General features: G+C 65.9%; 24 protein-coding genes and 1 riboswitch. Of the genes, 9 read left to right on the plus strand and 15 right to left on the minus strand.

Annotated elements, in window-relative coordinates; translation table 11 throughout:
• The first annotated feature begins 119 nt into the window (after window positions 1-119).
• Entirely contained in the window at window positions 120-632 is a 513-nt protein-coding gene (locus GV068_RS05890) for a hemerythrin domain-containing protein (RefSeq protein ID WP_159696448.1), read from the plus strand.
• A gap of 11 nt (window positions 633-643) precedes the next feature.
• On the opposite strand, the gene GV068_RS05895 is transcribed toward GV068_RS05890, so the two are convergent.
• A complete protein-coding gene (locus GV068_RS05895; RefSeq protein ID WP_229463794.1) occupies window positions 644-1003 on the minus strand; it encodes a GFA family protein in 360 nt (119 codons plus the stop codon).
• Window positions 1004-1270: 267 nt separating this feature from the next.
• Here GV068_RS05895 and GV068_RS05900 point away from each other — a divergent pair, with 267 nt between their 5' ends.
• Window positions 1271-1819, plus strand: coding sequence for an SRPBCC family protein (locus GV068_RS05900; protein WP_159696450.1), 549 nt, complete (start codon window positions 1271-1273; stop codon window positions 1817-1819).
• 107 nt (window positions 1820-1926) lie between these two features.
• On the opposite strand, the gene GV068_RS05905 is transcribed toward GV068_RS05900, so the two are convergent.
• Complete coding sequence (locus GV068_RS05905; protein ID WP_159696451.1) at window positions 1927-3750, minus strand: M56 family metallopeptidase; 1824 nt, start codon at window positions 3748-3750, stop codon at window positions 1927-1929.
• Between the two features lie 249 nt (window positions 3751-3999).
• Window positions 4000-5106 carry an S-(hydroxymethyl)glutathione dehydrogenase/class III alcohol dehydrogenase gene (locus tag GV068_RS05910; protein ID WP_159696452.1) on the minus strand — a complete coding sequence of 369 codons (1107 nt, stop codon included), beginning with the start codon at window positions 5104-5106 and terminating at the stop codon, window positions 4000-4002.
• Window positions 5107-5496: 390 nt separating this feature from the next.
• Between GV068_RS05910 and GV068_RS05915 the strand changes: the two genes are divergently transcribed.
• Window positions 5497-7059 (plus strand): S8 family serine peptidase, encoded by a 1563-nt coding sequence (locus GV068_RS05915; RefSeq protein ID WP_159696453.1) that lies wholly within the window; start codon window positions 5497-5499, stop codon window positions 7057-7059.
• Between the two features lie 70 nt (window positions 7060-7129).
• Here the strand turns inward: GV068_RS05915 and GV068_RS05920 are convergent, their stop codons facing one another.
• A complete protein-coding gene (locus GV068_RS05920) occupies window positions 7130-7639 on the minus strand; it encodes a GNAT family N-acetyltransferase (RefSeq protein WP_159696454.1) in 510 nt (169 codons plus the stop codon).
• Window positions 7639-9075 (minus strand): M28 family peptidase, encoded by a 1437-nt coding sequence (locus tag GV068_RS05925; RefSeq protein WP_159696455.1) that lies wholly within the window; start codon window positions 9073-9075, stop codon window positions 7639-7641. Before GV068_RS05925 ends, GV068_RS05920 begins: the two co-directional genes overlap by 1 nt.
• A gap of 206 nt (window positions 9076-9281) precedes the next feature.
• Here GV068_RS05925 and GV068_RS05930 point away from each other — a divergent pair, with 206 nt between their 5' ends.
• Window positions 9282-10991 (plus strand): molecular chaperone HscC, encoded by a 1710-nt coding sequence (locus GV068_RS05930; RefSeq protein WP_159696456.1) that lies wholly within the window; start codon window positions 9282-9284, stop codon window positions 10989-10991.
• A gap of 6 nt (window positions 10992-10997) precedes the next feature.
• A complete protein-coding gene (locus GV068_RS05935) occupies window positions 10998-12695 on the plus strand; it encodes a TonB family protein (RefSeq protein ID WP_159696457.1) in 1698 nt (565 codons plus the stop codon).
• Here the strand turns inward: GV068_RS05935 and GV068_RS05940 are convergent.
• From GV068_RS05940 to thiC, 7 genes are all read right to left on the minus strand, one after another.
• Window positions 12692-13453 (minus strand): hypothetical protein, encoded by a 762-nt coding sequence (locus tag GV068_RS05940; RefSeq protein WP_159696458.1) that lies wholly within the window; start codon window positions 13451-13453, stop codon window positions 12692-12694. The genes GV068_RS05935 and GV068_RS05940 overlap by 4 nt on opposite strands.
• A gap of 108 nt (window positions 13454-13561) precedes the next feature.
• Entirely contained in the window at window positions 13562-14275 is a 714-nt protein-coding gene (locus tag GV068_RS05945) for an ion channel (RefSeq protein WP_159696459.1), read from the minus strand.
• A 19-nt stretch (window positions 14276-14294) separates the two neighbouring features.
• Window positions 14295-14927 carry a thiamine phosphate synthase gene (gene thiE / locus GV068_RS05950; RefSeq protein ID WP_159704646.1) on the minus strand — a complete coding sequence of 211 codons (633 nt, stop codon included), beginning with the start codon at window positions 14925-14927 and terminating at the stop codon, window positions 14295-14297.
• Window positions 14928-14952: 25 nt separating this feature from the next.
• Window positions 14953-15696: a hydroxymethylpyrimidine/phosphomethylpyrimidine kinase gene (locus GV068_RS05955; RefSeq protein WP_159696460.1), complete on the minus strand. Its 744-nt coding sequence runs from the start codon at window positions 15694-15696 to the stop codon at window positions 14953-14955.
• Window positions 15696-16490: a thiazole synthase gene (locus tag GV068_RS05960; protein WP_159696461.1), complete on the minus strand. Its 795-nt coding sequence runs from the start codon at window positions 16488-16490 to the stop codon at window positions 15696-15698. The genes GV068_RS05955 and GV068_RS05960 overlap by 1 nt, the downstream gene beginning before the upstream one ends.
• Window positions 16491-16507: 17 nt before the next feature.
• Window positions 16508-16711 carry a sulfur carrier protein ThiS gene (gene thiS / locus GV068_RS05965; RefSeq protein ID WP_159696462.1) on the minus strand — a complete coding sequence of 68 codons (204 nt, stop codon included), beginning with the start codon at window positions 16709-16711 and terminating at the stop codon, window positions 16508-16510.
• A complete protein-coding gene (thiC, locus tag GV068_RS05970; protein ID WP_159696463.1) occupies window positions 16711-18624 on the minus strand; it encodes a phosphomethylpyrimidine synthase ThiC in 1914 nt (637 codons plus the stop codon). The genes thiS and thiC overlap by 1 nt, the downstream gene beginning before the upstream one ends.
• Before the next feature lie 65 nt (window positions 18625-18689).
• A riboswitch (TPP riboswitch) is annotated at window positions 18690-18795 on the minus strand.
• Between the two features lie 210 nt (window positions 18796-19005).
• Between thiC and GV068_RS05975 the strand changes: the two genes are divergently transcribed.
• Window positions 19006-21804, plus strand: a complete 2799-nt coding sequence (locus GV068_RS05975; protein ID WP_159696464.1) for a valine--tRNA ligase — start codon at window positions 19006-19008, stop codon at window positions 21802-21804.
• 51 nt (window positions 21805-21855) lie between these two features.
• Here GV068_RS05975 and GV068_RS05980 read toward each other — a convergent pair whose 3' ends face one another.
• On the minus strand, window positions 21856-22803 hold the full coding sequence (locus tag GV068_RS05980; RefSeq protein WP_159696465.1) for a hypothetical protein: 948 nt from the start codon (window positions 22801-22803) through the stop codon (window positions 21856-21858).
• A gap of 189 nt (window positions 22804-22992) precedes the next feature.
• On the opposite strand from GV068_RS05980, the gene GV068_RS05985 reads away from it, so the two are divergent.
• From GV068_RS05985 to GV068_RS05995, 3 genes are all read left to right on the plus strand, one after another.
• Window positions 22993-23439 (plus strand): DUF2147 domain-containing protein, encoded by a 447-nt coding sequence (locus GV068_RS05985; protein WP_159696466.1) that lies wholly within the window; start codon window positions 22993-22995, stop codon window positions 23437-23439.
• Window positions 23440-23479: 40 nt separating this feature from the next.
• Window positions 23480-23821, plus strand: coding sequence for a multidrug efflux SMR transporter (locus GV068_RS05990; RefSeq protein WP_159696467.1), 342 nt, complete (start codon window positions 23480-23482; stop codon window positions 23819-23821).
• A 93-nt stretch (window positions 23822-23914) separates the two neighbouring features.
• Window positions 23915-24337, plus strand: a complete 423-nt coding sequence (locus tag GV068_RS05995) for a hypothetical protein (RefSeq protein ID WP_159696468.1) — start codon at window positions 23915-23917, stop codon at window positions 24335-24337.
• Window positions 24338-24361: 24 nt separating this feature from the next.
• Here the strand turns inward: GV068_RS05995 and GV068_RS06000 are convergent, their stop codons facing one another.
• Together GV068_RS06000 and GV068_RS06005 are read right to left on the minus strand one after the other, a co-directional pair.
• Complete coding sequence (locus tag GV068_RS06000; protein ID WP_159696469.1) at window positions 24362-24967, minus strand: response regulator transcription factor; 606 nt, start codon at window positions 24965-24967, stop codon at window positions 24362-24364.
• Window positions 24964-26070, minus strand: a complete 1107-nt coding sequence (locus GV068_RS06005; RefSeq protein WP_159696470.1) for a sensor histidine kinase — start codon at window positions 26068-26070, stop codon at window positions 24964-24966. Before GV068_RS06005 ends, GV068_RS06000 begins: the two co-directional genes overlap by 4 nt.
• Window positions 26071-26091 lie beyond the last annotated feature (21 nt).

A 26091-nucleotide genomic window follows, 5' to 3' on the forward strand; every position in this document is an offset into this window, starting at 1 on the left:
AACAATTGCCACCTTCCGTACCGAGTTGGCATTGCACTTCGCCGCATCCGCGCTAGTCTGGAAGACCAGGTGGCGGCAGGACGCCGTTGCCGCATGCACAACACAAATCGGAGGGTGACATGGCAAGCAGCAAAGATCCAGGCATGGGCGCACCGGGGGCATTCCCGGTCGACCGGCCAACCGAGGCCCTGGTGCGCGACCACGACATGGTGCGCTCACTCAGTGACAAATACCTGAACAGCGACAGCCAGGAAGTGAAGATGCAGGCCGGGAAGCAGATCCTGCAGGCCCTGCACATGCATTCGCGGTTAGAGGAGTCCGTGTTCTACCCGGCGGTGCGCTGCATCGACGAGGCGCTGATCAAGCATTTCGAGCAGGATCACCAGAAGGTCGACGACCTGCTGGCGACGCTGGACGGCATGTCGCTGGGGGATGCCCACAGCGACGCCCTGATGCGCGAACTGATCAGTGCGGTCTCGGCGCACATCCAGGAAGAGGAAAACGAGCTGTTCCCGCGCATCGACGGTTCCGGCGTGGACATGACATCGGTGGGGCTGCAGATGCAGTCCTTCGAAGCCAATATGGTGCACACGCAGGCTCAGCTGAGCGACCAGGGGGCGATGCGGCGCTGACTGCCCCAGGTCTAGCGGCCTGCCGACCGGGTAGTTGGATATTCCGGCAGGCCATCGTGCAAGTCCATCCAGCGCAGGCGGCTGCGCACGAAGGTGTGGTCGCCCGGCGGCGCCTGCTCGGGATCGTCCAGGCTGGCGCTGGTGATGTCGAGCTCTTCCGGCCAGCGCGCATCCTCGAAGGTGAGCGTGGTGCCGCATTGTGGGCAAAAACCGCGCAGTACGTGCTCGCTTGAAGCGAAGCGTTGCGGCTCGCCCTTGGTATAGCGAAAGTCGGCGCGGCGCGCGCTGAACCAGGCCAGTGCCGGCGCGCCGGAAATCCGGCGGCAGTCGGTGCAATGGCACAAGGTGTTGTTGAAAATTTCGCCTGTCACGGTGTAGCGAACTGCACCGCAGAAACAACCTCCCTGTAAGTTCATCTTGGTCTCCTTTCTGGCAGCCAACAACAGACTCAACAGTATAAGCGGCCCATCCTTTCGCGCGCCGCCCGATTGTCTTTTCGCTTATTTTAAAAAGAGATTCGCGACACATCGCGTGGCCCGCAGGACCATATCGTACCGAAGCCTTATCTTCCGCATGCCACGTTTCGGGCCAGACACTTTTTGCGTGTGGAAGGATTTCTTACCCAAAGGAGAATTCTTATGCTGAACCGCGTAGTTACCGTTGCCGCGCTTGCCGTCGGCGGCATGATGCTGTCCAAAAAACTGAAACAAAATCGCCAGGGTTTTGGCGCCAGCTCGTCCGTGACCGAAACGATCGAGATCAACGTCCCGGTCAAGACCGCGTACAACCAGTGGACGCAGTTCGAGGACTTCCCGCAGTTCATGAAGAGCGTGAAGGAAATCCGTCAGCTGGACGACAAGCACCTGCACTGGCGCGCCAACGTGGCGGGCGAAGAGAAACAGTGGGATGCCGAAATCACCGAACAGATCCCGGACAAGCGCATCGCATGGCGCAGCGTCACCGGCGTGAAGAACGGCGGCGTCGCTGACTTCCACAAGATCTCGGACACCTGCTGCCGCGTCACCGTCCAGATGGATTACGAGCCGGAAAACGCGCTCGAATCCGTGGGCGACGCACTCGGCGCCGTGCGCATGGAACTGCGCGGCAACCTGCAGAACTTCAAGGAACTGCTGGAAAAGCGTGGCTCGGAAACCGGAGCATGGCGCGGCCAGATCGCCCAACATTAATATCGCAGCTGGGCGGTTTTTGACCGTTTGGTAAAAAAAGGCCTGCCGCAGTCGATGCGGCAGGCCTTTTTTCTTGCGTGCGCAGCAAGGCTGCCCCGCAGGCGGGTTCAGCCCGCCTGCGGCACCGGCTTCGCCAAACCTTTCTCACGCGCATCGCGGATCAGGGCGCGCACCGTCTTATCGGCTTCCTTGCTCTCGCGCTCCATCTCCTTACCGAGCACGCCCATCTTCTTGCCAAGTGCATCCATCGGCTTGCCGGCCTCGCCCATGCGGCGGCCGATCTGGTCCATCGATTTCTGCGCCTGACGCATGCCCGGCTCGTTGTGCACCGCGCCCATCTCGCTACCCGCCACCGACATCTGCTGGCCGACTTCGCTCATGCGGCGCTGGATACGGTCGCGTTCCTTGATGCTGTCGGTCGCCCCCAGCTGCTTGCCGAGCGATTCCATCTCGTCGCCCAGGGTCTTCATGCGGCCTTCGATGGCGCGCAGCTTGGTCTCGTCCGGCTTGAAGCCCTTCGCCGCGGTATCCATTTCCTTGCCGAGCGCATCCATCTTCTTGCCGTGCACGTCCATTTCCTTGCCAAGGACGTCCATCTGCGCGCCCAGCTTGTTCATCGGCGCCCAGGCCGCATCGACCTTGGCCAGCACGTTGGCGTCCTGGATGTAATACGCCTGGCCGCCTTCGCGGAACCACAGGAAGTCGCCGCCGATGCGCTGCTTGGCTGCCTTGATCTCGGCCCAGTCGTCGCTGCTGCCGCTCATGGTCGTGTTCTTGTCGTTGGCGCGGACGACGGCGTAGGGATCTTCCCTGCCTTCCTTGCGCACCACACGGCGGACGGCGGTAGGCCCCGCCGTCGGCTCGGCGTCCGGACGTGCGACAGGCGCGGCCTGCGGCGCCGGCTGCTCGGCGGCGGCCTGGACCGGCGCGGACCAGGAATAGAAGGCCGCGGCGGTGGCCAGTCCGAGAATCGGCAGGGCGAGTTTCCAGTTCAGCGGTTCGGCTTCAGGGCGAACCAGGCGTTTGATGCGGGACATAAGCTTTCCTCCATGTGCTGCTTGGGCAAGTTGCGGGGTGAACTGGAACAGGTCCAGTTCGGACAATGCAAGTGCCAGGCGCCGCGGTTCGCCAAGCGTGCTTGCGGCTACATCATCTGCAATCTGTTCGCGCTCTTCGCGGATCCGGTTCGACAGCCACCATACGGCCGGGTGGTAGAACAGCAGGATCTCGATCGCGCTTTGAATCAAATTCACTACGTAATCACAACGGCGTACATGGGCCAGCTCGTGGGCCAGCAGCGCTTCCAGCAGCTGCGGCGGCATGCCCGACACCAGCGAGGCCGGCACCAGCACCACCGGACGCCACCAGCCGGCCGTCACCGGACTGGTCAAATCGTCGACGAGGCCCAGCGTGACGCGGCGGACGATGCCCATGCCCTGCGCCATCCGCTCCAGCCGCGCCTGCCAGGCCGGGTCGACCCGGTACTGGCCGGCACGGCTGCGCCGGCGCACCCAGGCCAGGCCCAGCACCATGCGCAGCGCCAGCAGCCCGGCGCCGAGCGACCAGAACAGCACCACCAGGGGCAGGCGCTCTTCCAGGGCCATTTCCCAGCCGGCGAAGCGGCCGGCATCGATTGCGATTGCCGGCACCGCAGCGACCGCGCCGCTCACCTGCCCCGCCACCGTCACCGGCAGCATGGTGGTCACTGGACCGGTATCGGCATCCAGCACGCGCTGCACGGTGCCGGCCAGCGGCAGCGCCGCGCACAGCAACAGGGCTGCGCAAGCGACCGCATAGCGCGCCTGTGGACTTGCCTTGCGCATCAGCGCCAGCAGCAGCGCGCAAGCCCAGCCGACCAGCAGTCCCTGCCACAGGAAATCGATCAGTGCCCAGGCCAGGGCCGGTGCGGCAACATCCAGCAACGCGTTCATCAGGTCTCCGTTCGGTTGGCTTCAGCACCACCGTTGGCAACTAGATTAAAAGTTCTAGATAGATTTGTCTAGAACTTTTTTTCTACTTTGCGACGGACGGGGCCGGGGGAGCTTGCAGAGTAAGCGCACAGGCGTGCGCCGGCCAGCGCGGTGCGACAGGCGGCAAAATCGGCGGTACAGAATGAAAAACGCGGCCCGAGGCCGCGTGGAGGATGCAGTCGAGCGGACCATGGCGGCCCGCTTCGAGAATCAGAAGACGACGACAGAGCGGATCGACTCGCCCGACTTCATCAAGTCGAAGCCGTCGTTGATGCGCTCGAGCGGCAGGTGGTGGGTGATCAGGTCGTCGATGTTGATCTTGTTTTCCATGTACCAGTCGACGATCTTCGGCACATCGGTGCGGCCGCGCGCTCCACCGAAAGCGGAGCCCTTCCAGACCCGGCCCGTCACCAGCTGGAACGGACGGGTCGAGATTTCCTGGCCGGCCGCCGCCACGCCGATGATGATCGACTGGCCCCAGCCCTTGTGGCAGCACTCCAGCGCCTGGCGCATGGTGGTGACGTTGCCCACGCATTCGAAGCTGTAGTCGGCGCCGCCGTCGGTCAGCTGGACGATGGTGTCGACCACGTTTTCGACCTTGGTCGGGTTGATGAAGTGGGTCATGCCGAACTTGCGCGCCATCGCTTCGCGCTCCGGGTTCAGGTCCACGCCGATGATCTTGTCGGCGCCGACCATCTTGGCCGCCTGGATCACGTTCAGGCCGATGCCGCCCAGGCCGAACACCACCACGTTGGCGCCCGCCTCCACTTTCGCCGTGAAGATCACGGCGCCGATGCCGGTGGTGACGCCGCAGCCGATGTAGCAGATCTTGTCGAAGGGCGCATCCGAGCGCACCTTGGCCAGCGCGATCTCCGGCACCACGATGTAGTTCGAGAAGGTCGAGGTGCCCATGTAGTGGTACAGCGGCTTGCCGTCCAGCGAAAAGCGGCTGGTCGCATCCGGCATCAGGCCGCGGCCTTGCGTCGAGCGGATCGCCTGGCACAGGTTGGTCTTCTGCGACAGGCAGAATTTGCACTGGCGGCATTCGGGCGTGTACAGCGGGATGACGTGGTCGTCCTTGCGCAGGCTGGTCACACCAGGGCCGACGTCCACCACCACGCCCGCGCCCTCATGGCCGAGGATGGCCGGGAACAGGCCTTCCGGATCGGCGCCCGACAGGGTGTAGTAGTCGGTGTGGCAGATGCCCGTGGCCTTGACTTCGACCAGAACCTCGCCGGCCTTCGGGCCTTCGAGTTCGACTTCCTCGATCGTGAGCGGATGGCCCGCCTTCCATGCAACTGCAGCCTTGGTCTTCATGTGTTCCCTTCCTGAACCGGAGCCGGCGTATTGACAGGTTACGCCATGCTTGCTACGTCATAAAGTTTGAAATGATAACAAGGAGTGCGCCTGCGTGTGGCGCGCTTCTGCATTAGGGAAGAAAGGGAGAGAGCCGGGGGACTTGCGGAGGGTGTTTGGGGAAAAAAGTAACACGCCAAAAAGGCCGCGGCGTTAAGAAACCGTTAGCTCGTGACAGAAAGCCGTCAGAAAACTGCGCTTGATCAAAATTTCGTACGCACAATTGAATTCAGCATGCATATATTGATGTGTTTGAAATACACTAATTTCACCGCCTACAAGGCGGATTCATAAGCGCACGAGGCCTACAGAGCCAAGGCGTAATACTTTGTTTTTAAACGGAGAATAGTAATGGTAGACAAAAACACTCGCGCATCTTCCCTCCGCGTTTGCCTGGCAGCCCTGGTGGCCGCCGGCGCCTTTGGTAACGCACAGGCCGCAGCACCCGACACCACCCGCGTCATCGTCGCCTTCAAGCCGGGCACGGCCGCCAAGGTGAAGTCGGTGGTCGCAGCAAGCAAGGGCGCGGTCAAGCACGACATCTTCGGTATGAACGCCATGGCCATCGAAGTCCCGGCGGTCGCGCTGAAGGGACTGGAGAACAACCCGAACGTCGAATACATCGAAGAGGACGTGATCCGCAAGCCCTTCGCCCTCACGTCCCCATCGACCGGCACCCCCTATCTGTCGGGCCAGCTGGTCCCCTACGGCATCAAGCAGGTGCAGGCCGATCTGCTGTCCGACAGCGCCGCCGCCAACCGCAAGGTCTGCATCATCGACTCCGGCTACGACCGCAACCATGAGGATCTGTCGGCCAACAACGTGACCGGCGAATACGACGCCGGCACCGGCTGGTGGTACACCGACGAGAACCACCACGGCACCCACGTGGCCGGCACCATCGCCGCCATCAACAACAGCGGCACCGGCGTGGTCGGCGTGAACGCCAACAAGCAGCTCAAGCTGCACATCGTGAAGGTGTTCGGCAAGGACGGCTGGGCCTATTCGTCGACCCTCGCCTCGGCCGCCAACAAGTGCGGCGCCGCCGGCGCCAACGTGATCAGCATGTCGCTGGGTGGCGGTGCGCGCAGCATGACGGAGCAGAAAGCCTTCGACAGCCTGTATTCCAAGGGCGTCCTGAGCATCGCCGCTGCCGGCAATGACGGCAACACCGTGGTTTCCTACCCGGCCGGCTACACCAGCGTGATCATGGTCGGCGCCGTCGACGAGAACAAGCAGTGGGCGACCTTCTCGCAGTACAACACCAAGGTCGAGCTGGCCGGTCCGGGCGTGGGCGTGCTGTCGACCGTCCCGATGGGCGCTGGCCAGGACGCCGTCCTGACCGTCGGCGCCACCACCTACGCGCCGGGCGCGATGGAAGGCTCGCCGGTCAAGGTCGCCACCGCACCGTTGGCCGACTTCGGCATCGGCGACGCGGTCAACAGCGCCGTCTCGGGCAAGGTCTGCCTGATCCAGCGCGGCACCGTGGACTTCGCGACCAAGGTCACCAACTGCCAGAACAGCGGCGGCGTCGGCGCGGTCGTGTACAACAACGCGGCGGGCGCCTTCGGCGGCACGCTGGGCACCACCGTGACCAGCATCCCGTCGGTCACCGCCACCGATACCGAAGGCGCGGCGATGAAGGCCCAGCTGGGCCAGAGCGCGACCGTCGGCATCAAGGCCAGCAACTACGCCTACTACGACGGCACCTCGATGGCGACCCCGCACGTGTCGGCAGTGGCGGCGCTGGTGTGGAGCTACTTCCCGACCTGCACCGCGGCGCAGATGCGCGCTTCGCTCACCAAGAGCGCGCTCGACCTGGGCACCGCCGGCCGCGACACCAAGTACGGCTTCGGCCTGGTGCAGGCCAAGGCCGCACGCGACCGCATCGCTTCGCTGGGCTGCGGTAACTAAGCCTTGCGCTGCAAGTACAAAGGACGCCCGGGGGGCGTCCTTTGGGACACCCTCGGGTGTCCCTTTTTTTTCATGCGCCCAGTTGCAGGCGCATCGCGTATTCCATGCGCCCGGGTGCCCCGGCCATCGGATAGGCCTCCCCGAGAATGCGGAAACCCACGCGCTCGTACAGGGCGATCGCGGGCGGGTTGGCGCAGTTCACGCCCAGCCCGACGGTGCGGGCCCCGCGTGCGCGTGCCCAGTCGATCGCGGCTGCCAGTAGCGCGCCCGCCACGCCCTGCCCGCGGCATTTCGGCGCCACCCACATCTGGTACAGGTTGACGGTGTCCGGGTCGTCCGCATCGACCTTGGCCCAGGCCTGGCCGACCAGTTCTCCATCGCGTTCGGCGCCAAGGGGGCAGTCGATGCCCGACACGGCAGCCTGTGCCAGGCGCGCGTCCCATTCTTCCAGCGGCCGTGCCAGCGCCTCCTGCAAGGTAGCGCTGAACGCGTCCGGCGCATCCTCCAGCGCGCGCAGCCGGACGGCGCGATAGGCCGCGCCCTCTTCCGGCCCCAGGCGGCGGACCAGCATTTCCGCCATCAGTTGGCGGCTTTCAGCGCGCGGCCCTTGGCTGCGTAATTCGCTGCTTTCGGTGCATCGGTCCAGGCCGGGCTTGCCGTGTCGTTGGCGACGTCGAAGACGCCCTGCGCCAGCATGCGGGTCACGCGCGCCATGTTCTCGTAATCGAGCTTGTCCCAGGTGTCGTCCTTGCCGTGGTAGTCGGGGAAGCCGTAGGCCACCGACAGCGTATGCGCCGGCACGCCGACGTCGGCCAGCGACTGGTTGTCGGCGCGCGAGAAGAAGGCGTCGCTGAAGGATGCGTGCTTCCACAGGCGCACGCCGGTCTGGTCGGCCGACTTCTTGAGCATGCCGCCGAGGGTCGAGAAATCGAAGCCGGTCATCGCGATCGAGTTTTCCTGCTTGCCTTCGCTGTCGTCGGTGCGGCCGGTCTGCTCGAGGTTGATGTTGACCACCGTGTCCTTCAGCGGAAACACCGGATGACGCGCGTAGTATTTCGAACCGAGCATGCCGAGTTCTTCGCCGAAGAAGGTCATGAACACGATGCTGCGGCGCGGACGCTCCTTGCGCGAAGCCAGCTGGCTGGCGGCCTCGATCACCGACACCACGCCGCTGGCGTCGTCGTTGGCGCCGTTATAGACCTCGCCGTCGCGGATACCGACGTGGTCGTGGTGGGCCGTCATCAGGACGTAGGTGTTCTTCAGGCTTGGGTCGGAACCGCGCAGCACGCCGATCACGTTGCGCAGCTTGACCGGCCGCACGCTGGCCGCCGCGACCTGCACGTTGACCGTTGCGCCGCCACGTTCGAGGATGTCGGCCGGGTTCGGCGCATGCAGGACCAGCACCGGCGGTGCGCCCTTCACCACCGCCTGTTCGGGATTGACCAGCCAGCCGCCGGTGCCGGCGCCATGGCGCTTCTCGCGGTCGAGCATGATCACCAGTGCCGGTTTGCTCTTGAGTTTTTCCTGCAGCTGGCGCGCGGCGCCGGGCACTGGCGCGGCCGGCACCACCAGCACCTTGCCGTTGGCCGCTTCACTGTTCTCCAGCGCGTCCTTCCAACTCATGAACACCGCCGGCGTGTTCGCCAGCGCGACCGCATCGAGGAAGTTGCCGGTCGCCCCGCCAGCCGGCACGCTGACCGTGTTGCCGTTGGCAGTGATATTCAGGTTCACGTCGCCGGCCTTACGCTCGGCGTACTGCCAGTTCGCGGTCTGGAAGTAGCCGTCGTCGCCTGCCGGTTCCAGGCCCGCCTTGCGGAACTGGGCCGCGATGTAGTCGGTCGCCATGTCCTGTCCGCGCGATGGCGTGCCGCGGCCTTCCAGTTGGTCGGAGGCGAGGTACTGCACGTGGGTGCGCAGCGCTTCCGGCGTGATGGTGGCGGTCGGGATCTGGGCGCAGCTGCTGACGGCCAGCGCGAGGATGAGGGCGGAGACGAGAGGACGGAACGAAGAACGCATGTGATTGCTTTCAAAGAACTGGCAAGAAAGGCAATATCGCACGGCCGGACCGATGCGGTCAACGTATCGGCCCGGCCGCGCATATGCATGCATATGCCGTCACAGCACGCGTATGCATGCCGGATAAATACTCGGCCACGGTCTTGCAGCCGCCTGCGCTTGGGTTAAGATCGACCGATTCATGACCATGAAAGGGTGAGGACACGATGATCGTCGGGATCGACCTGGGAACCACGAACAGCCTGATCGCCATATGGGAGAACGGCGCGCCGCGCCTGATTCCCAACAGCCTGGGCGAGGTCCTGACACCGTCCTGCGTCAGCGTCGACGAAGACGGCAGCATCCTGGTCGGCCGCGCCGCGCGCGAGCGCCTGCAGACACACCCGCAGCACAGCGCCGCCAACTTCAAGCGCATGATGGGCAGCGACAAAACGGTCTACCTCGGCAAGCGCGCCTTTCGGCCCGAAGAACTGTCGGCGCTGGTGCTGCGCTCGCTGAAGGAAGACGCCGAGGCGGCGCTGAACCAGCCCGTCACGGAAGCCGTGATCACCGTGCCCGCCTACTTCTCCGACGCCCAGCGCAAGGCCACGCGCGCGGCCGGCCAGCTGGCTGGGCTAAAGGTCGAGCGCCTGCTCAACGAGCCTACCGCGGCGGCCCTGGCCTACGGCATCCACCTGCGCGACGGCGAATCCAAGTTCCTCGTGTTCGACCTGGGCGGCGGCACCTTCGACGTCTCGGTGCTGGACCTGTTCGAGAACGTCATGGAGGTGCGCGCCTCGGCCGGCGACAACTACCTGGGCGGCGAGGATTTCGTCTCGACCCTGGTGGACCGCTTCTTCGAGACCGCGAAGGTACCGGAAGCGCTGCGCAGCGACGCGCGCTTCATGCAGGGACTGAGCGCTCAGGTCGAGCAGGCCAAGCGCGCGCTCAGCGACTCCCCGCGCACCGTGATCCAGGCGCGCGACGGCGAGAACGAATACCGCATGGAGCTGGACGAAGCGGCCTTCGAGAAGCACTGCGCGCTGCTGCTGGCGCGCCTGCGCAGCCCGGTCGAACGCGCCCTGCGCGACGCCAGACTGCCGCTGGCGGAACTCGACAACATCGTGCTGGCCGGTGGGGCGACCCGCATGCCCATCGTGCGCCGCATGGCGGCGCGCATGTTCGGCCGCTTCCCCTCCTGCGAAATCAACCCGGACGAAGTGGTGGCCCTTGGCGCGGCGGTGCAGGCCGGCCTGAAGATGCGCGACGCCGCGCTCGACGAGGTGGTGATGACCGACGTGGCGCCCTACTCGCTGGGCGTGAGCACCACGGTGCGCATCGCGGGCGACCAGTTCTCGCACGGCCACTTCGACCCCATCATCGAACGCAATACCGTGATCCCGGTGAGCCGGGTGAAGCGCTACTACCCGATCCAGGACAACCAGAAAGTGGTGGAGCTGCAGGTGTTCCAGGGCGAAGCGCGCATGGCCAGCGACAACATCAAGCTGGGCGAGCTGGAAGTGCGCCTGCCCAGCGGCGTCGAGGACCGCGGCGTCGACGTGCGCTTCACCTACGACGTCAACGGCCTGCTGCAGGTCGAAGCGACGGTGATTGCAACCCGGGAGGTGTTCTCGCTCGTCATCGAAGGCAATCCCGGCCTGCTCAGCGAGCAGGAGATCGCGCAGCGCTTCAGCGCCCTGTCCGAACTGAAGATCCATCCACGCGACCGGATCGAGAACCGTACCCTTGTGGCGCGCGCCGAGCGCCTTTACCAGCACCTGCGCGGCATGCCGCGCGAGCAGCTGGGGCGCGAGATCACCCGCTTCGAGACCGCTCTCGAAACCCAGGACCAGCGCATTATCGCGCCGGCGGCCAAGGCCTTCCGCGAAGTGGTCGATTATTTTGACCACCAGAGCTTCCTGCTGCCGGAGTCCTGAGCCGCGATGGAGTCGACCTACGATTTCCTCGTCGCGCTCGGGCTCGACGAATCCGCGCAGGAGCGCGACATCCGGCGTGCCTATGCGCGCCGGCTCAAGCAGATCGACCAAGAGCTCGACCCCGCCGCCTTCCAGGCCCTGCGCGACGCCTACGAGGTGGCGCTCGACTGGGCGCGCTGGAAACTGGCGCAGGATGGTGCGCAGGCGTCCGCCGAGCCGCCCGCGGACGACGGCGCGACGCCTGACGCGCCTTCGCCCCTTGCGAGCGCACCCGAGTCCACTCCCGAAGTGGAGGGGGAACAACCGCCCGATGCGGCGCAGCTGGGCGCCACTGTCTACCACCGCTTCCTGGAAGCGGCCGGCAAACTGGTGGTGCTGCCCAAGCACGGCGAAGTGGCTGCCTGGCGCGCCGCCATCGAAGCACGCTTTGCGGACGAAGAACTGTTCAACATCGATGCGCGCATCTACTTCGAGGCCTACATCGCTTCCCTGCTCGCCTCCGGCTGGCGTCCCGGACACGAGGTGTTGTTCGTCGCGGCCCAGGAAGCCTTCGGCTGGGCCGAAGATCCGCGCGGCCTACGCCAGCTGGGCCAGGCCGGACGCATGCTGGACCAGGCGATCGAGGAGCGCCGGCTGTTCGACGCGCAGCAGGCGACCGACCGCGCGCGCATGCGTGATCTCATCAAGATGCTGCGCCAGCAGGAGCTGCCGTCCACCCGGCGCATCCGCGCCGCGATGAAGGACGTCGAGCGCATACTGGGCCGCTTCCCCGCCTTCATGGAAGTCGTCGCCGGCATGGAAAACGTGGAACGCTGGCGCAGCGTCTACCGCGAGTGGGGCGGAGCGCCGATCGTGCTGGAAGGCGAAGCGTGGGCGGAGCCGCCACCGCCGGAAGAGAGTTTCCTGTCCCGGCATGGCGCCGGCATCTTCATCCTGGCGGTGGTCGTGCTGGCCGGCATATTCAATTCGGGACGGGATAAGGACAAGCTGGACACGCCCCGCCCCGCTTCCTACAAGCGTTTCGACCAGGCCTCCGGCGTTCCGCGCATCGCGGACGCCGTCCTGCGCGAGGCCGTGCCGACGGTCCGCTACACGCCGCCCCCGGGAAAGGACCGGCGCGACCTCGAGGTGGTCTACAAGGTCTTCCTCAATGTCGACGGCAAGGTGGAGCGGGTGCAGAACTGGCAGACCTCGGGAGAGCCGGGCTTCGACCAGGCCGTGGGCATCGCGCTGAGGAACGCCAAGCCCTTCCCGCTCGAGACGCCGCGCGAATTCGAAGTGCGCTATACCGGCGACATGACCCGTCCGGGTGCTGCGCAGCGCACGCAGGCCGACATGGGTGTGCCTGCACCTGCGCCGGCGCCGCTGACGCTCGATCTGCTGCGCAAACACCTGCCCAAGGTGCAGTTCAAGCCTGCGCCCGATGCCAAGCCGGGCGACTACAACGGCACCTATAAGGTAAAGCTCGGCCGCGACGGCAAGGTGCTGGACGTCGAGGTCGCGAAGTCATCGGGCGACCCCGGGCTGGATCAGGCCGTGAAGGATGCGGTAGGCAAGGCCAAACCCTTCGCACCGGGTACCGCGAGCTTCCAGTTCACCTACGGGACCACGATCTTCCGCAAGGAGCGGCCACCGGAGGCGCCGGTCCAGCGGCCGCAGGACGCGCCACCTGAACCCGAACAGCCGCCGGCGGAGTCGAATTAAGGATTCACGCGCAGCCGGGCATCCAGCTCGTGCTCGTCGGGCGGGTTCGCGAACACCTGCTGCAGCGTCCAGCCCTTCTTGTCGAGCAGGTAGGCGACCTTGAGGTGGTACTCGCGGTACAGGCCACTCCTGTCGCGGTCGAGCTCCCACGCGCCCGCCATGAAGCGGGCGCGGTTATCCTCGAAATCAAAATCGCCGCCCTTGCCGACATAGTCGGCATAGCCTTCCAGCAGCCATTGCGGATAGCGCAGCATGACGGTGCGGCCGAATGCGCGCGAGACGTCGCTGTGGGTGATTTCGTGGGCGATGAAGTAGGACAGCGGACGCTGGGCGGCATCGGCGATAGGCCGCGGCCCCGGCGGCAGGATGCGATTGGCGGGGATGTCGGAGGCGCGGATGAACACCTGCCGGGTCAGCCAGACGTCGGCCACGCCGCCCATGCGCGCGTTGAAGGCGCGCCCGTACAGCCACAGGCGCCAGGGCTCGTTGCAGAAGAAGATCTCGACCGGCATCTCGCGGTCGTGCAGCGACGAGGTGCGCAGGCGCCGCGTCACGTCGTCGAGGACATCGGTGATCTCGCCCGGGATCGGCTGGTCGGACCACATCTGGTAGTTCTGGTAGGTGCTGCGGTAGGCGAACACCGGCTTGGGAAACGCGCACACCAGCAGGTACAGGGTCGCTACGGCAAACAGGCCGGCAATGCCGGTTTTCAGGGCGCGCGCGATGCGGCGCGCGGGGTGCATGGTGCGTGGTCTCAAGATCGTTCTCGTTATGTGATGGCGCGACAGGCGCAACATACTGAACGAGTCTTATCGAAAGCTTAACCAGCGGGGCGCGGGACGCAAGCTATGCGGCCCGCGTAAGCCTCAGTCCTCTTCCCAGGATTCGCGCGAGGTGTTCGGGTGGCGCCGGTGGACCTTGCCCTGGGTGGTGAAGCCGATCAGGCGCGCCACCACGGCGGCGAGGTACATGACGCCGACCAGCATCTCGATGCTGCACAGGGCGCGCGCATGTACGGTCAGCGGGATCACGTCGCCGATGCCGGTACTCGAGAGCAGCGCGAAGCTCAGGTAATTCAGCTCGCTCCAGGTGCGCGGCGCAGCCGCATTGACGGCGGCCCCGAAAGTCCCCGGTTGCAACTCCTGCACCATCAGGTAGAGGTGGGTGAAGGCCCAGGCCAGCAGGGTGAAGGTGGCGCCGGCGGCGAACAGTTCGTCGGTGGTGGCCTGGCGGTCGCCCATCATGTAGGCGATCAGGCTGCCCGCAGCGTAGAAGTAGAACAGCGCCTCCAGCGCCGAGGACCAGGCCAGCAGCTCGCTGCGCAGGTCGAAGAAGGATTGCAGCGCCAGCAGGATCACGATCGGTACGCCGAGCGCCACGCTGATCCAGGTCTCGCCGGGTGTGCGCCGCACCATGCGGATGGTCAGCGACAGCACCACGATGCCGAACACGTTGAAGGCCGCGTGCCCTGCCGGTGCGCCCTCGATGAAGGGATACAGCAGCATGCCGAGCAGCTGCACCAGCAGCAGGATGGCGGAAGGATGGCGGCGCGTATGGATCAGCAGGCGCAATGGTCGCATGGTTGGCGGCAAAAGTGGATCACCCCGCTATTGTAGGACCGGCGCGGCCGAACAGCGCACAGAATGCGCGCACCGCGTAATCCGGGTCCTCGGCCGCATACACGGAGGTGATCGCCGCCACCATCGAGGCCCCGCGCGCCACCAGCGGCGCGGCGTTCTGCGGCGTCATGCCGCCGATGACCACCATCGGCAGCGCGACCCGGTCGCGCCAGACGTCGACCAGCTCGGGCGGGGTGACGAAGCTGTATTTTTTCACCGGGGACGGATAGAAGCCCCCAAAGGCGACGTAGCTGGCGCCCGCCTGCTGGGCGCTTTCCGCCAGTTTCAGCTCGCCGTAGCAGGAAGCGCCGACGATCTTGTCGGGGCCGAGCAGCGCGCGTGCATGGGCGATCGGAGCGTCGGTGCCGCCCAGGTGCACGCCGTCGGCGTCGAGGTCGCGGCACAGCTCGAGGTGGTCGTTGATGACGAGCGGCCGGCCGTAGCGGCGGCACAGCGCCAGCAGCGCGCCCGCCTGCTGCGCGCGCAGTGACGGGCTGGCGCTCTTGTGCCGGTACTGCACCAGGGCGGCGCCGGCGGCCAGCGCGGTGCCGGTCACCGCCAGCAGGCAATCGGTGTCGTCCCAGTCGGGCGTGACGAGGTAGAGGCCGTGCAGGCGGTGCTTGTCCATGGGAGTCCTTTCAGTGGGTATGGAGGAAACGGCGCGGGATGCGTTGACCGGGGGCGATCCAGAACGCGTGCGCCAGGGTCTGGTGGCAGTAGTCCTGCGCGTGCTCGAGGGCTTCGCTCATGGTGTCGCCCAGCGCCAGGCGCGCCGCGATGGCGGCCGCCAGCGTGCAGCCGCTGCCGTGGTAGTGGTGCGGCAGGCGCGGCATGCGCCAGGCGCGTTGCTCCACACCGTCGCGCAGCCAGCGGTTGACGATGAGCTCACCCTCGCCATGGCCGCCGGTGACCAGCACGTGCTCGCAGGGCACGGCGCCGAGCGCCCGCGCTTCCGGCAGGTTCGGCACCAAGACGGTGGCCAGCGGCAGCAGCTCGGCCAGCGCGGCGATGGCGTTGCCGGTACCGAGCGCATCGCCATGGCCGCTCGCCAGCACCGGATCGAGCACCACCGGCAATCCCGGGTCGGCGGCGCGCAGCTGGCGCAGCAGTCGCGCGATGACGGCCGCGTTCTCGCGGCTGCCGGGGATGCCGATCTTGACCGCGTCGATGCTGCAGGAATCGATCAGGGCGTCGGCCTGGCGAAGGATCAGGCCGGCGTCGACCGGCTGCACCTCGTGCACCCGGTTGTTGTCCTGCACCGTGAGTGCGGTCGCTACCGGCAGCGCGTGGCCGCCGAGGGCGCCGATGGCGGCAATGTCCGCCGCTAGCCCCGCCCCGCCGCCGGGATCGAGCCCGGCGAACACCAGAACCGTCGGCACCATCAGGTGGCCAGGCCCTGCAGCGGCGACGAGGGGGCAGCTGTGAAACGCTTCGGCATGCGACCGGCCAGGTACGCTTCGCGGCCGGCAATGACGGCATGGCGCATCGCGCGCGCCATGCGCACCGGATCGCGCGCTGCCGCGATCGCGCTGTTCATCAGCACGCCGTCGCACCCGAGTTCCATCGCGATGGCAGCATCCGAGGCGGTGCCCACGCCCGCGTCGACCAGCACCGGCACCGTGGCCTGCTCGATGATCAGGCCCAGGTTCCAGGGGTTCAGTATCCCCATGCCCGAGCCGATCAGCGAGGCCAGTGGCATCACGGCGACGCAGCCGATCTCCTGCAGGAGGCGCGCCTGCACCGGGTCGTCGCTGCAGTAGACCATCACGTCGAAGCCGTCGCGCACCAGCGTCTCGGCGGCCTTGAGCGTTTCCGGCATGTGCGGGAACAGGGTCTTCTCGTCGCCCAGCACTTCCAGCTTGACCAGCTTGCGCCCGCCCAGCAGCTCGCGCGCCATCTGCAGCGTGTAGACCGCGTCCTTGGCGGTGTAGCAGCCGGCGGTGTTGGGCAGGATGGTGAATTCATCCGGGGGCAGCACGTCGAGCAGGCTGGGAGCGTTCGGGTCCTGGCCGATGTTCACGCGGCGGATCGCCACCGTGACGATCTCGGCGCCCGCCGCCAGCGTGGCCTCGCGCGTCTGCGCCAGGTCGCGGTACTTGCCGCTGCCGACCAGCAGGCGCGAGGCGTACTGGCGGCCGGCGATGGTCAGGAAATCGGTATCAGTCATTGCGTTCATTGTCATGTCCTCCATTCTTATCCGCCGCCAATGGCGCGCACGATGTCCACCTTGTCCCGCGCCTGCAGGCGCCGCTCCGGCCAGCGCTGGCGCGGCACCACTTCGCGGTTGACCGCGACCGCCACCGCCTGCCCCGCCAGCCCGAGCTGGCCGGCCAGCTCCTGCAGCGAGACATCGGGCGGCACCTGGTAGGGAGAGCCGTTCAGTTCGATGTCCAGCATCACAGCTCCCGGTACAGCTTCGCGCCGCCGCGCACGAACTCGATCGCCTTTTCTTCCATGCCCTTGGCCAGCGCGGCTTCTTCGGCCACGCCGCTGGCTGCCGCGTACTCGCGCACTTCCTGCGTGATCTTCATCGAGCAGAAATGGGGGCCGCACATCGAGCAGAAGTGAGCGACTTTGGCGGAATCCTTGGGCAGGGTCTCGTCGTGGAAGGCGCGCGCCTTGTCCGGGTCCAGGCCGAGGTTGAACTGGTCTTCCCAGCGGAACTCGAAGCGCGCCTTAGACAGCGCGTTGTCGCGCATCTGTGCACCCGGATGACCCTTGGCCAGGTCGGCGGCGTGGGCCGCGATCTTGTAGGTGATGATGCCGTCCTTGACGTCCTGCTTGTCGGGCAGGCCCAGGTGCTCCTTGGGTGTGACGTAGCACAGCATGGCGGTGCCGTACCAGCCGATGGTGGCGGCGCCGATGCCGGAGGTGATGTGGTCGTAGCCGGGCGCGATGTCGGTGGTGAGCGGCCCGAGGGTGTAGAACGGCGCCTCGCTGCACTGGGTAAGCTGCAGGTCCATGTTCTCCTTGATCAGGTGCAGCGGCACGTGGCCCGGGCCCTCGATCATGGTTTGCACGTCGTGCTTCCATGCGACTTGCGTGAGCTCGCCGAGCGTCCTGAGCTCCGCCAGCTGGGCTTCGTCGTTGGCATCAAAGATCGAACCCGGACGCAGGCCGTCGCCCAGGCTGAAGGAAACATCGTAGGCCTTCATGATCTCGCAGATCTCCTCGAAATGCGTATACAGGAACGATTCCCGATGATGCGCCAGGCACCACTTGGCCATGATCGAACCGCCGCGCGAGACGATGCCGGTCAGGCGCTTGGCCGTCATCGGCACGTAGGCGAGGCGCACGCCGGCGTGGATGGTGAAGTAGTCGACGCCCTGCTCCGCCTGTTCGATCAGGGTGTCGCGGTAGATCTCCCACGTGAGTTCCTCGGCCTTGCCCCCGACCTTTTCCAGCGCCTGGTAGATCGGCACCGTCCCGATCGGCACCGGCGAATTCCGGATGATCCATTCGCGCGTCTCGTGGATGTGCTTGCCGGTCGAGAGGTCCATCACGTTGTCGGCGCCCCAGCGGATCGCCCAGGTCATCTTTTCCACTTCCTCGCCGATCGACGACGTCACGGCGGAGTTGCCGATGTTGGCGTTGACCTTCACCAGGAAGTTGCGGCCGATGATCATCGGCTCGACTTCCGGATGGTTGATGTTGGCCGGGATGATGGCGCGTCCGCGCGCCACTTCCTGGCGCACGAACTCCGGCGTGATCTCATGCGGAATGCTGGCGCCGAAAGACTGTCCCGGATGCTGGCGGCCCAGCAGGCTGGCCACACGCGCCCCGACCGGCCCGGACTCGACGAGCGCGGCCAGGTATTCCTTGCGGCGCAGGTTCTCGCGCAGGGCGACGAATTCCATCTCGGGTGTCACGATCCCCTGGCGGGCATAGTGCATCTGGGTGACGTTGCGGCCCGCGCGGGCGCGGCGCGGCGTGCGCTGCAGCTCGAAGCGCAAGGGCGCGAGCGCGGGATCCGCCAGGCGCGCCTGGCCGTAGGCGGACGTCGGCCCCGCCAGCTCCAGCGTATCGTCGCGTTCGAGGATCCAGGGCAGGCGCGGCGTGCCCAAGCCGCGCCGCACATCGATCCGCGCCTGCGGATCGGTGTAGGGGCCGGAGGTGTCGTACACGAACAGCGGCGGATTGGCTTCGCCGCCGAAGCTGTCCGGCGTGGGCGACTGGAAGATCTCGCGCATCGGCACGCGAATGTCGGGCCGGCTGCCTTCGATGTAGACCTTGCGCGAGTTGGGGAAAGGTTCGATTGCCGCCTGGTCGACCGTGGCGGTCGCGGCGTCGAACTTCAGAGGTGCATTCATGTGGCTCCTTTGCGTAGGAGCCAGCAAAGGAGGCGGAGACGGCGGGCAGGCGCGTGCGGGCACGACCGGCATCTCGGAAGCTTCCCTTCGCTGGCATTATCCAGATCAGGTTCAGAGGGTATTTCTCACCCACGCAGCGCAAACGCGCCCGCAGGACCCCTAGCGTGTGCTGCCCATGTCGGCAGCGGGGCGGATTATAGCGCGTTAATTATTCATGTGTAAATATTATGAGTCTATAACATGAATACATGGGAATATTTATGAGAAATTTCGCTGGATTCGGAAGCCTCCTCGTGACGCCCTCGGCTCCTCCTCTATAATGTTCGTTTTCGCATCGTTTTCACGCGTTCTTACGCGATCAACCACTTCACCATTACGATCATGGAATTAGCCAAGTCTTTCGAGCCTGCAGACATTGAACAATACTGGCGCACCGAATGGGAGCAGCGCGGTTACTTCACCGCCAGCATGGAAGACGGCAAGCCGTCCTTCGCCATCCAGCTGCCGCCGCCGAACGTGACGGGCACCCTGCACATGGGCCATGCCTTCAACCAGACCATCATGGACGGCCTGACCCGCTACTACCGCATGCGCGGCTATAACACCGCGTGGATACCGGGCACCGACCACGCCGGCATCGCCACCCAGATCGTGGTGGAGCGCCAGCTCGACGCGCAGAAGATCTCGCGCCACGACCTGGGCCGCGAAGCCTTCGTGGAGAAGGTCTGGGAGTGGAAGGAAAAGTCGGGCAACACCATTACCGGCCAGATGCGCCGCATGGGCACCTCGCCCGACTGGAAGCGCGAATATTTCACGATGGACGAGCCGCGCTCGAAGACCGTTACCGAAGTCTTCGTGCGACTGTTCGAACAGGGCCTGATCTACCGCGGCAAGCGCCTGGTCAACTGGGATCCGGTGCTGGGCACCGCGGTGTCGGACCTGGAAGTGGATTCGCAGGAAGAAGATGGCTCGATGTGGTACATCAAGTACCCGTTGGCCGACGGCTCGGGCCACCTGACCGTTGCTACCACCCGTCCTGAAACCATGCTCGGCGACGTCGCCGTGGCCGTGGACCCGACCGACGAGCGCTACCTCCACCTGCATGGCAAGCTGCTCACGCTGCCCTTGACCGGCCGCCAGATCCCGGTGATCGCCGACAGCTATGTGGACAAGGAATTCGGCACCGGCTGCGTGAAGATCACCCCGGCCCACGACTTCAACGACGCTGCAGTCGGCCAGCGCGCCGGCCTCGCGCCGATCAACATCTTCACGCTGGACGCGAAGATCAACGAAAACGGCCCGACCCAGTACCAGGGCCTGGACCGCTTCGCCGCGCGCAAGCAGATCGTCGCCGACCTCGACGCGCAAGGCCTGCTGCAAGAGGTCAAGCCGCACAAGCTGATGGTCCCGCGCGGCGACCGTACCGGCGTCGTCATCGAGCCGATGCTGACCGACCAGTGGTTCGTCGCCATGAGCAAACCGGCGCCTGAAGGCACCTTCAACCCGGGCAAGTCGATCACCGAAGTAGCCCTGGAAAAGGTCGCCAACGGCCAGATCAAGTTCGTGCCGGAGAACTGGACCACCACCTACAACCAGTGGCTGGGCAACATCCAGGACTGGTGCATCTCGCGCCAACTGTGGTGGGGCCACCGCATCCCGGCCTGGTACGGCGAGAACGGCGAGATCGTGGTCGCCCGCGACGAAGAAGAAGCGCAGGCCAAGGCCGCCGCGCAAGGCATCACGGGTGCCCTGCGCCGCGACGACGACGTGCTGGACACCTGGTTCTCGTCGGCCCTGGTGCCCTTCTCGACCATGGGCTGGCCGGAAGAAACCCCGGACCTCAAGCATTTCCTGCCTTCGTCGGTGCTGGTGACGGCCTTCGACATCATCTTCTTCTGGGTCGCCCGCATGGTGATGATGACGACCCACTTCACCGGCAAGGTGCCGTTCGAGACCGTGTACGTGCACGGCCTGGTGCGCGACAGCCAGGGCCAGAAGATGTCGAAGTCGAAGGGCAATACCCTCGACCCGATCGACCTGATCGACGGCATCGACCTCGAGTCGCTGGTGGCCAAGCGCACCACCGGCCTGATGGACCCGCGCGCCGCCGACAAGATCGCGAAAGCGACCCGCAAGGAGTTCCCGGAAGGGATCCCGTCCTTCGGCACCGACGCCGTGCGCTTCACCATGGCGAGCTACGCTTCGCTGGGCCGCAACATCAACTTCGACCTTGGCCGCTGCGAAGGCTACCGCAACTTCTGCAACAAGCTGTGGAACGCCACCCGCTTCGTGATGATGAACACGGAAGGCAAGGACTGCGGACAGCCGAATCCGGAAGACCTGTCGCAGGCCGACCGCTGGATCATCTCGCTGCTCAACCGCGTCGAACTCGATATCGCCAAGGGCTTTGCCGACTACCGCTTCGACAACATCGCCAGCAGCATCTACAACTTCGTCTGGTACGAGTACTGCGACTGGTACCTGGAACTGGCCAAGGTCTCGGTCCAGCAGGGCACGGAAGCGCAGCAGCGCGCCACCCGCCACACCCTGCTGCGCGTGCTGGAAGTGGTGCTGCGCCTGGCGCATCCGATCATCCCGTTCGTCACCGAAGCGCTGTGGCAGGCGATCGCGCCGATGGCAGGCAAGACCGGCGACACCATCATGCTGCAGCCCTACCCGCTGGCCGACACCTCCTTCGTCAGCGAAGAGGCGGAAGCCTGGATGGAACAGCTGAAAGCCCTGATCGACGCCACCCGCAACCTGCGCGGCGAGATGTCGCTGTCGCCGTCGGTGCGCGTGCCGCTGTTCGTCGAGGCGGGCAACGATGCAGACCGCGCGCGCATGGCGCTGTTCGCACCGTACATTCAGGCGCTGGGCAAGCTGGCCGAGGTGCAGATCGTCGACGCGCTGCCGGAGTCGCCGGCCGCCGTGTCGATCGTCGGCACCACCAAGCTGATGCTGAAGGTCGAGATCGACGTCGCCGCCGAGCGCGAGCGCCTGTCGAAAGAGATTGCGCGCCTGCAGGGCGAGATCGCCAAAGCCAGCGGCAAGCTGTCCAACGAAAGCTTCGTCGCCCGCGCCCCGGCCGCGGTGGTGGAGCAGGAGAAGGAACGCGTCGCAAACTTCTCGGCGACGCTGGCCAAGATGCAGGAGCAGCTGGCGAAACTGCCGGCGGCGTAAGCGACATGAAAAACGCGGCCGAGGCCGCGTTTTTTTTGTAGGGTGGGCGGCTTAGCCGCCCACCTTACCGCGCAGCTTCTCCACCGCGTCGGCCACCGCCTTGCGCGCGCTCTCGCAATCGAGCTTCGCCATCTGGCGCATGCTCATGCCCTTCCCGATCTCTTCCGCCACCAGGTAGCCCAGGTAGTAGCCGCGCCGCGCCGGCAGGCCGGTCAGGTCGCCGCGCCGCTGGAACAGGCCGGCCAGCGCTTCTTCCGCGCTGCTGTCGAGTTTTGCGTGCAGGTCGTCCAGCGCACGCCCCAGCTGCCTGCGCGTATCCGGCACGAGGCCGATCGGCAGGTCGAGCAGCAGCTCTGCTTCGCTCGCCTTCGGGTTCAGGCGCAAGGCCACATAGGTGGCCAGTCCCTCTTCCCACAGCAGGGACCAGACCCGGTCCTGACTACCGCATTGCAAGGCCTGATAGTCATGGAACAGCTCGTGGTGGAAGAAGGCCGCCTCGTCGCCGTTTCCGTGGGCCTTCACCATCACATCGGCGCCGAAGACGAAGAAGCGCTTGCCGTCGAAGGTGCGCGTGCCGCCATCCATTTCGCCGAGCGAGTGCAGGAACCAGATATCGGTGCTGGCCGGATAATCCGGGAATTCGGCCCGAAAGCTTGCGATGTGCCGCGGCAGGTCGCGGGTGAAGTCCGCCACCTTCTTGATGTAGGCGCCGCGGATCGCCGGGAAGTCCGCGAATGCCTTGGCCACCCGGGCGTCCTGCTGGGCCTCCGTAAGCTTGCCGCCGTAACGCTGCAGACCGTAGAACTGCGGGAAGCGCGGTACGATCGTCTCGCGAAAATCGCGCGCCGCGGCATCCGGTGCGCCGGCGTTGCGGTCGGCCACCTGCTGGAAGGCGGTGGCCAGGTCGTTTACCTTCATGACAGGAGCCGCTGCGGCGGCTTGGGCGGAAGGAACGGACAAGGCGGTCGACAGCAGAATCAGGGAGGCGATGAGTTTCACGAGAGTGGGGTTCCTAAGGGAAAATGGCATTGTAACGGCGTGACAGCAGGCGGAAAGTCACCGACTGTCACCGCCACCCGGCGCAGGGTCGGTGTTGCGATTGGAAGGAATCCTCGGATTCCGCCATCCACTTGGTGAACAGGGTTTGCTACACTCTGCCGTACCAACAACAATTCTGGAGACCCCAAGATGCGACAACTGATGAAGGCAGGCCTGATTGCCATGATGTTCGCGATGCCCGCAGCGTGGGCACAGAACGCTTCGCCCGCAGGCGTATGGAAGACGATCGACGACGAAACCGGCAAACCGAAGTCGCTCGTGCGCATCACCGAAGAGAACGGTGTGTTGACCGGCAAGATCGACAAGCTGTTCCGTCCGGCCGACCAGGACCAGAACCCGAAGTGCACCTCCTGTGACGGCGCGCGCAAGGACCAGCCGATCATCGGCATGACCATCCTGTGGGGCCTCAAGAAGGACGGCAACGAGTACACCGGCGGCGAGATCCTCGACCCGGCCAAGGGCAAGACCTACAAGAGCAAGCTGACCCTGAAGGACAATGGCAGCAAGCTGGACGTGCGCGGCTACATCGGCGCGCCGATGTTCGGCCGTACCCAGACCTGGGTGCGCGAGCAGTAATCGCTATGTGGGGCGGCCTGCGGGCCGCCCTGCCGTTTCCATGTCCCCCGCCAAGGCCTACCTCTTCCTCGCCTTTGCCATCGTCGCCGAAGTCATCGGCACCACCGCGCTCAAGGCATCCGACAGCTTTACCCGCCCGCTGCCCAGCCTGGTCACGGTTGGATGCTACGCCATCTCCTTCTACCTGCTGACCTTCAGCCTCAGGGTGCTACCCAACGGCATCGCCTACGCGATCTGGTCGGGCGTCGGCATCATCCTGATTTCCCTGATCAGCTGGATCGTCTACCAGCAGCGCCTCGACCTGCCCGCCCTGGCCGGCCTCGCCTTGATCATCGCCGGCGTGGCGGTCATCAACCTGTTCTCGAAAAGCGTCAGCCACTGAGCTCTTCCATTCGCGCGCCGCGTAAATTGTAATTTCGCTATTGTCTCGTTACTGCTGAGTTGTACGCACACGAACTTCTAACGAGGAAATCAAATGATCTTCTTGCGTCTTGCCTGCCTGGTCGCAGGCTTGCTGGTGCTGGTCGCCCCGCCCGCCGTGCTGGTCCCGCGGGGCGCCGACCTGCCCGAGCTGTCGCGCTCCGCCTTCCTGCTGACGGCGATGCTGCTGGCCGCGTCGAGTTTCTTCTTCATCGGCATGACCGGGCACCGCATCAAGCGCTCGCCGGCGCTGGCGCGCCTGTGCGCCATGCTGCTGGTCCTGCCCTTCCTGGCCGGGATGGCGACCCTCTGGCGCAGCGCCGAGCCGATCGCGCTGTGGATGAGCGGCGCGCTGCTCTGCTTCACCATGATCATTTCGCTGGTGATGGCTTTCCTGCTGCTGGGGGAACCGAGCCCGAGCCGCGTGCGCGCCCGCGAAAAACGCCAGCACCGCGCCCCGGTCCTGCACCACCTGTAAGCAGGTCCCGGGCCGCGCGGACGGCTACAGCCAGCCGGCGTCGCGCGCCATGCGATAGGCTTCGACCCGGTTCGCGGCATTCAGTTTGCTGATCGCCTCGGACAGGTAGTTGCGCACCGTGCCTTCGGACAGGTGCACCTGGCGTGCGATGTCGGAGCTGGAGCGCCCCTCCCCCGCCAGGCGCAGCACCTGCCGTTCGCGCTCGGTCAGCGGATCGTCACCGCCGCTCCAGCTTTCCAGCGCCAGCTCGGGCGCGATCGCGCGTCCGCCGCCGTGCACCGCGCGGATCGCGGCTGCCAGCGCGTCGACCGGCGCATCCTTCAGCAGGTAGCCGCGCACCCCGGCCTCCAGCGCGCGCCGCAGATAGCCGCTGCGCGCGAAGGTGGTGACCACGACGACCTTCGCCGCCAGCCGGCGCTCCCTGAGCTGGGCCGCCAGTTCCAGGCCCGTCATCAAGGGCATCTCGATATCGGTCAGGACGATGTCGGGCGCCAGCTGCTCGCACATCGCGAGCGCTTCGCGCCCGTTGGTGGCGGCGCCGACCACCTCGAAATCGGGCTCGAGCCGCAGCAGCGCGGCCATGGCGCCCAGCACGAGGGTCTGGTCTTCGGCAAGGAGGATGCGGATCATGCGGGTGCTCCAGTGGGGATGCGCAGTTCGAGTTCGAGGCCGGCATGGGCGCGCACGGCCAGTTTCCCGCCGACCGAGGCCACGCGTTCGCGCATGCCGCACAAGCCGTTGCCGTGGCGGATATCGGCTTCGCTGCGCGCCTTGCCGTCATCCAGGATGCGCAGCACGGCCACGCCGTGTTCCAGCGCCAGCGAGACGCTGCAACGGCTCGCGCCGGCATGGCGCACCACGTTGGTGATCGCCTCGCGCAAGGTGAGCGCCACCACGTTCTCGGCGGCCGGCGCCAGCTCGAAGCGTTCGACTTTCTCTTCCAGCCGGACCTCGGCCGCCGCCAGGCTGGCGCGGGCGCTGGCCAGTGCGCTCGCCAGCCCTTTTTCGCGGTAACCGGTGACGGCGGCGCGCACCTCGGCCAGGGCCTGGCGCGCGCTGGTCTCGATGTCGCCCACCTCGCGGGCACAGGCATCGACGTCGCGGTGCACCAGCTTGCGCGCCAACTCCGCCTTCAATGCGATCAGGGACAGCGAATGGCCGAGCAGGTCGTGCAGGTCGCGCGAGATCCGTTCGCGCTCGGCGATGGTGGCCATGTGCTCGACCTCTTCCTGCTTGCGCATCAGCTGCTCGCGCGAGCGGCGCAGGCGCGCATCCATCACGGCGCCGACGCCCACCGGCAGGCTGATGGTCAGGATCGGCATCAGGAACAGGAAGCGCGTCTGCGTCAGCTGCAGGGAGGCGAGCAGCGCGCAGACGACGACCGCGCCGATCGCCAGCGTGGCCTGCTTCATGCGCTCGATCCCGGCCGCCATGGCGCAGGCGAAGATGAAGAAGGTGGCCGCGCCCGGGTTCCAGCGCACCCAGGCAGTGCCGATCAGGCAGCCCGCCAGCATGCAGGCGTAGACCTGCCAGCCGCGCGCCCAGTAGCTGAAGAAGTACAGGGGCACGAACACCGCCAGCGTCAGGACCAGCATGGCCAGTTCCAGGGCGCTCGGCGTGACGTAGGCGTACTTCCAGCCCATGTAGCCAAGACTGAGCAGCCAGAAGTACGGCATCCTGCCCTGCTCCGCCGGCACCCACGGCCCCTTCAGCACATGCATGATCCTGTTCATCGTCGTCTTCTTCTGGCTGGT

Source organism: Massilia sp. 9I (assembly GCF_902506415.1).
Taxonomy (GTDB): domain Bacteria; phylum Pseudomonadota; class Gammaproteobacteria; order Burkholderiales; family Burkholderiaceae_D; genus Telluria.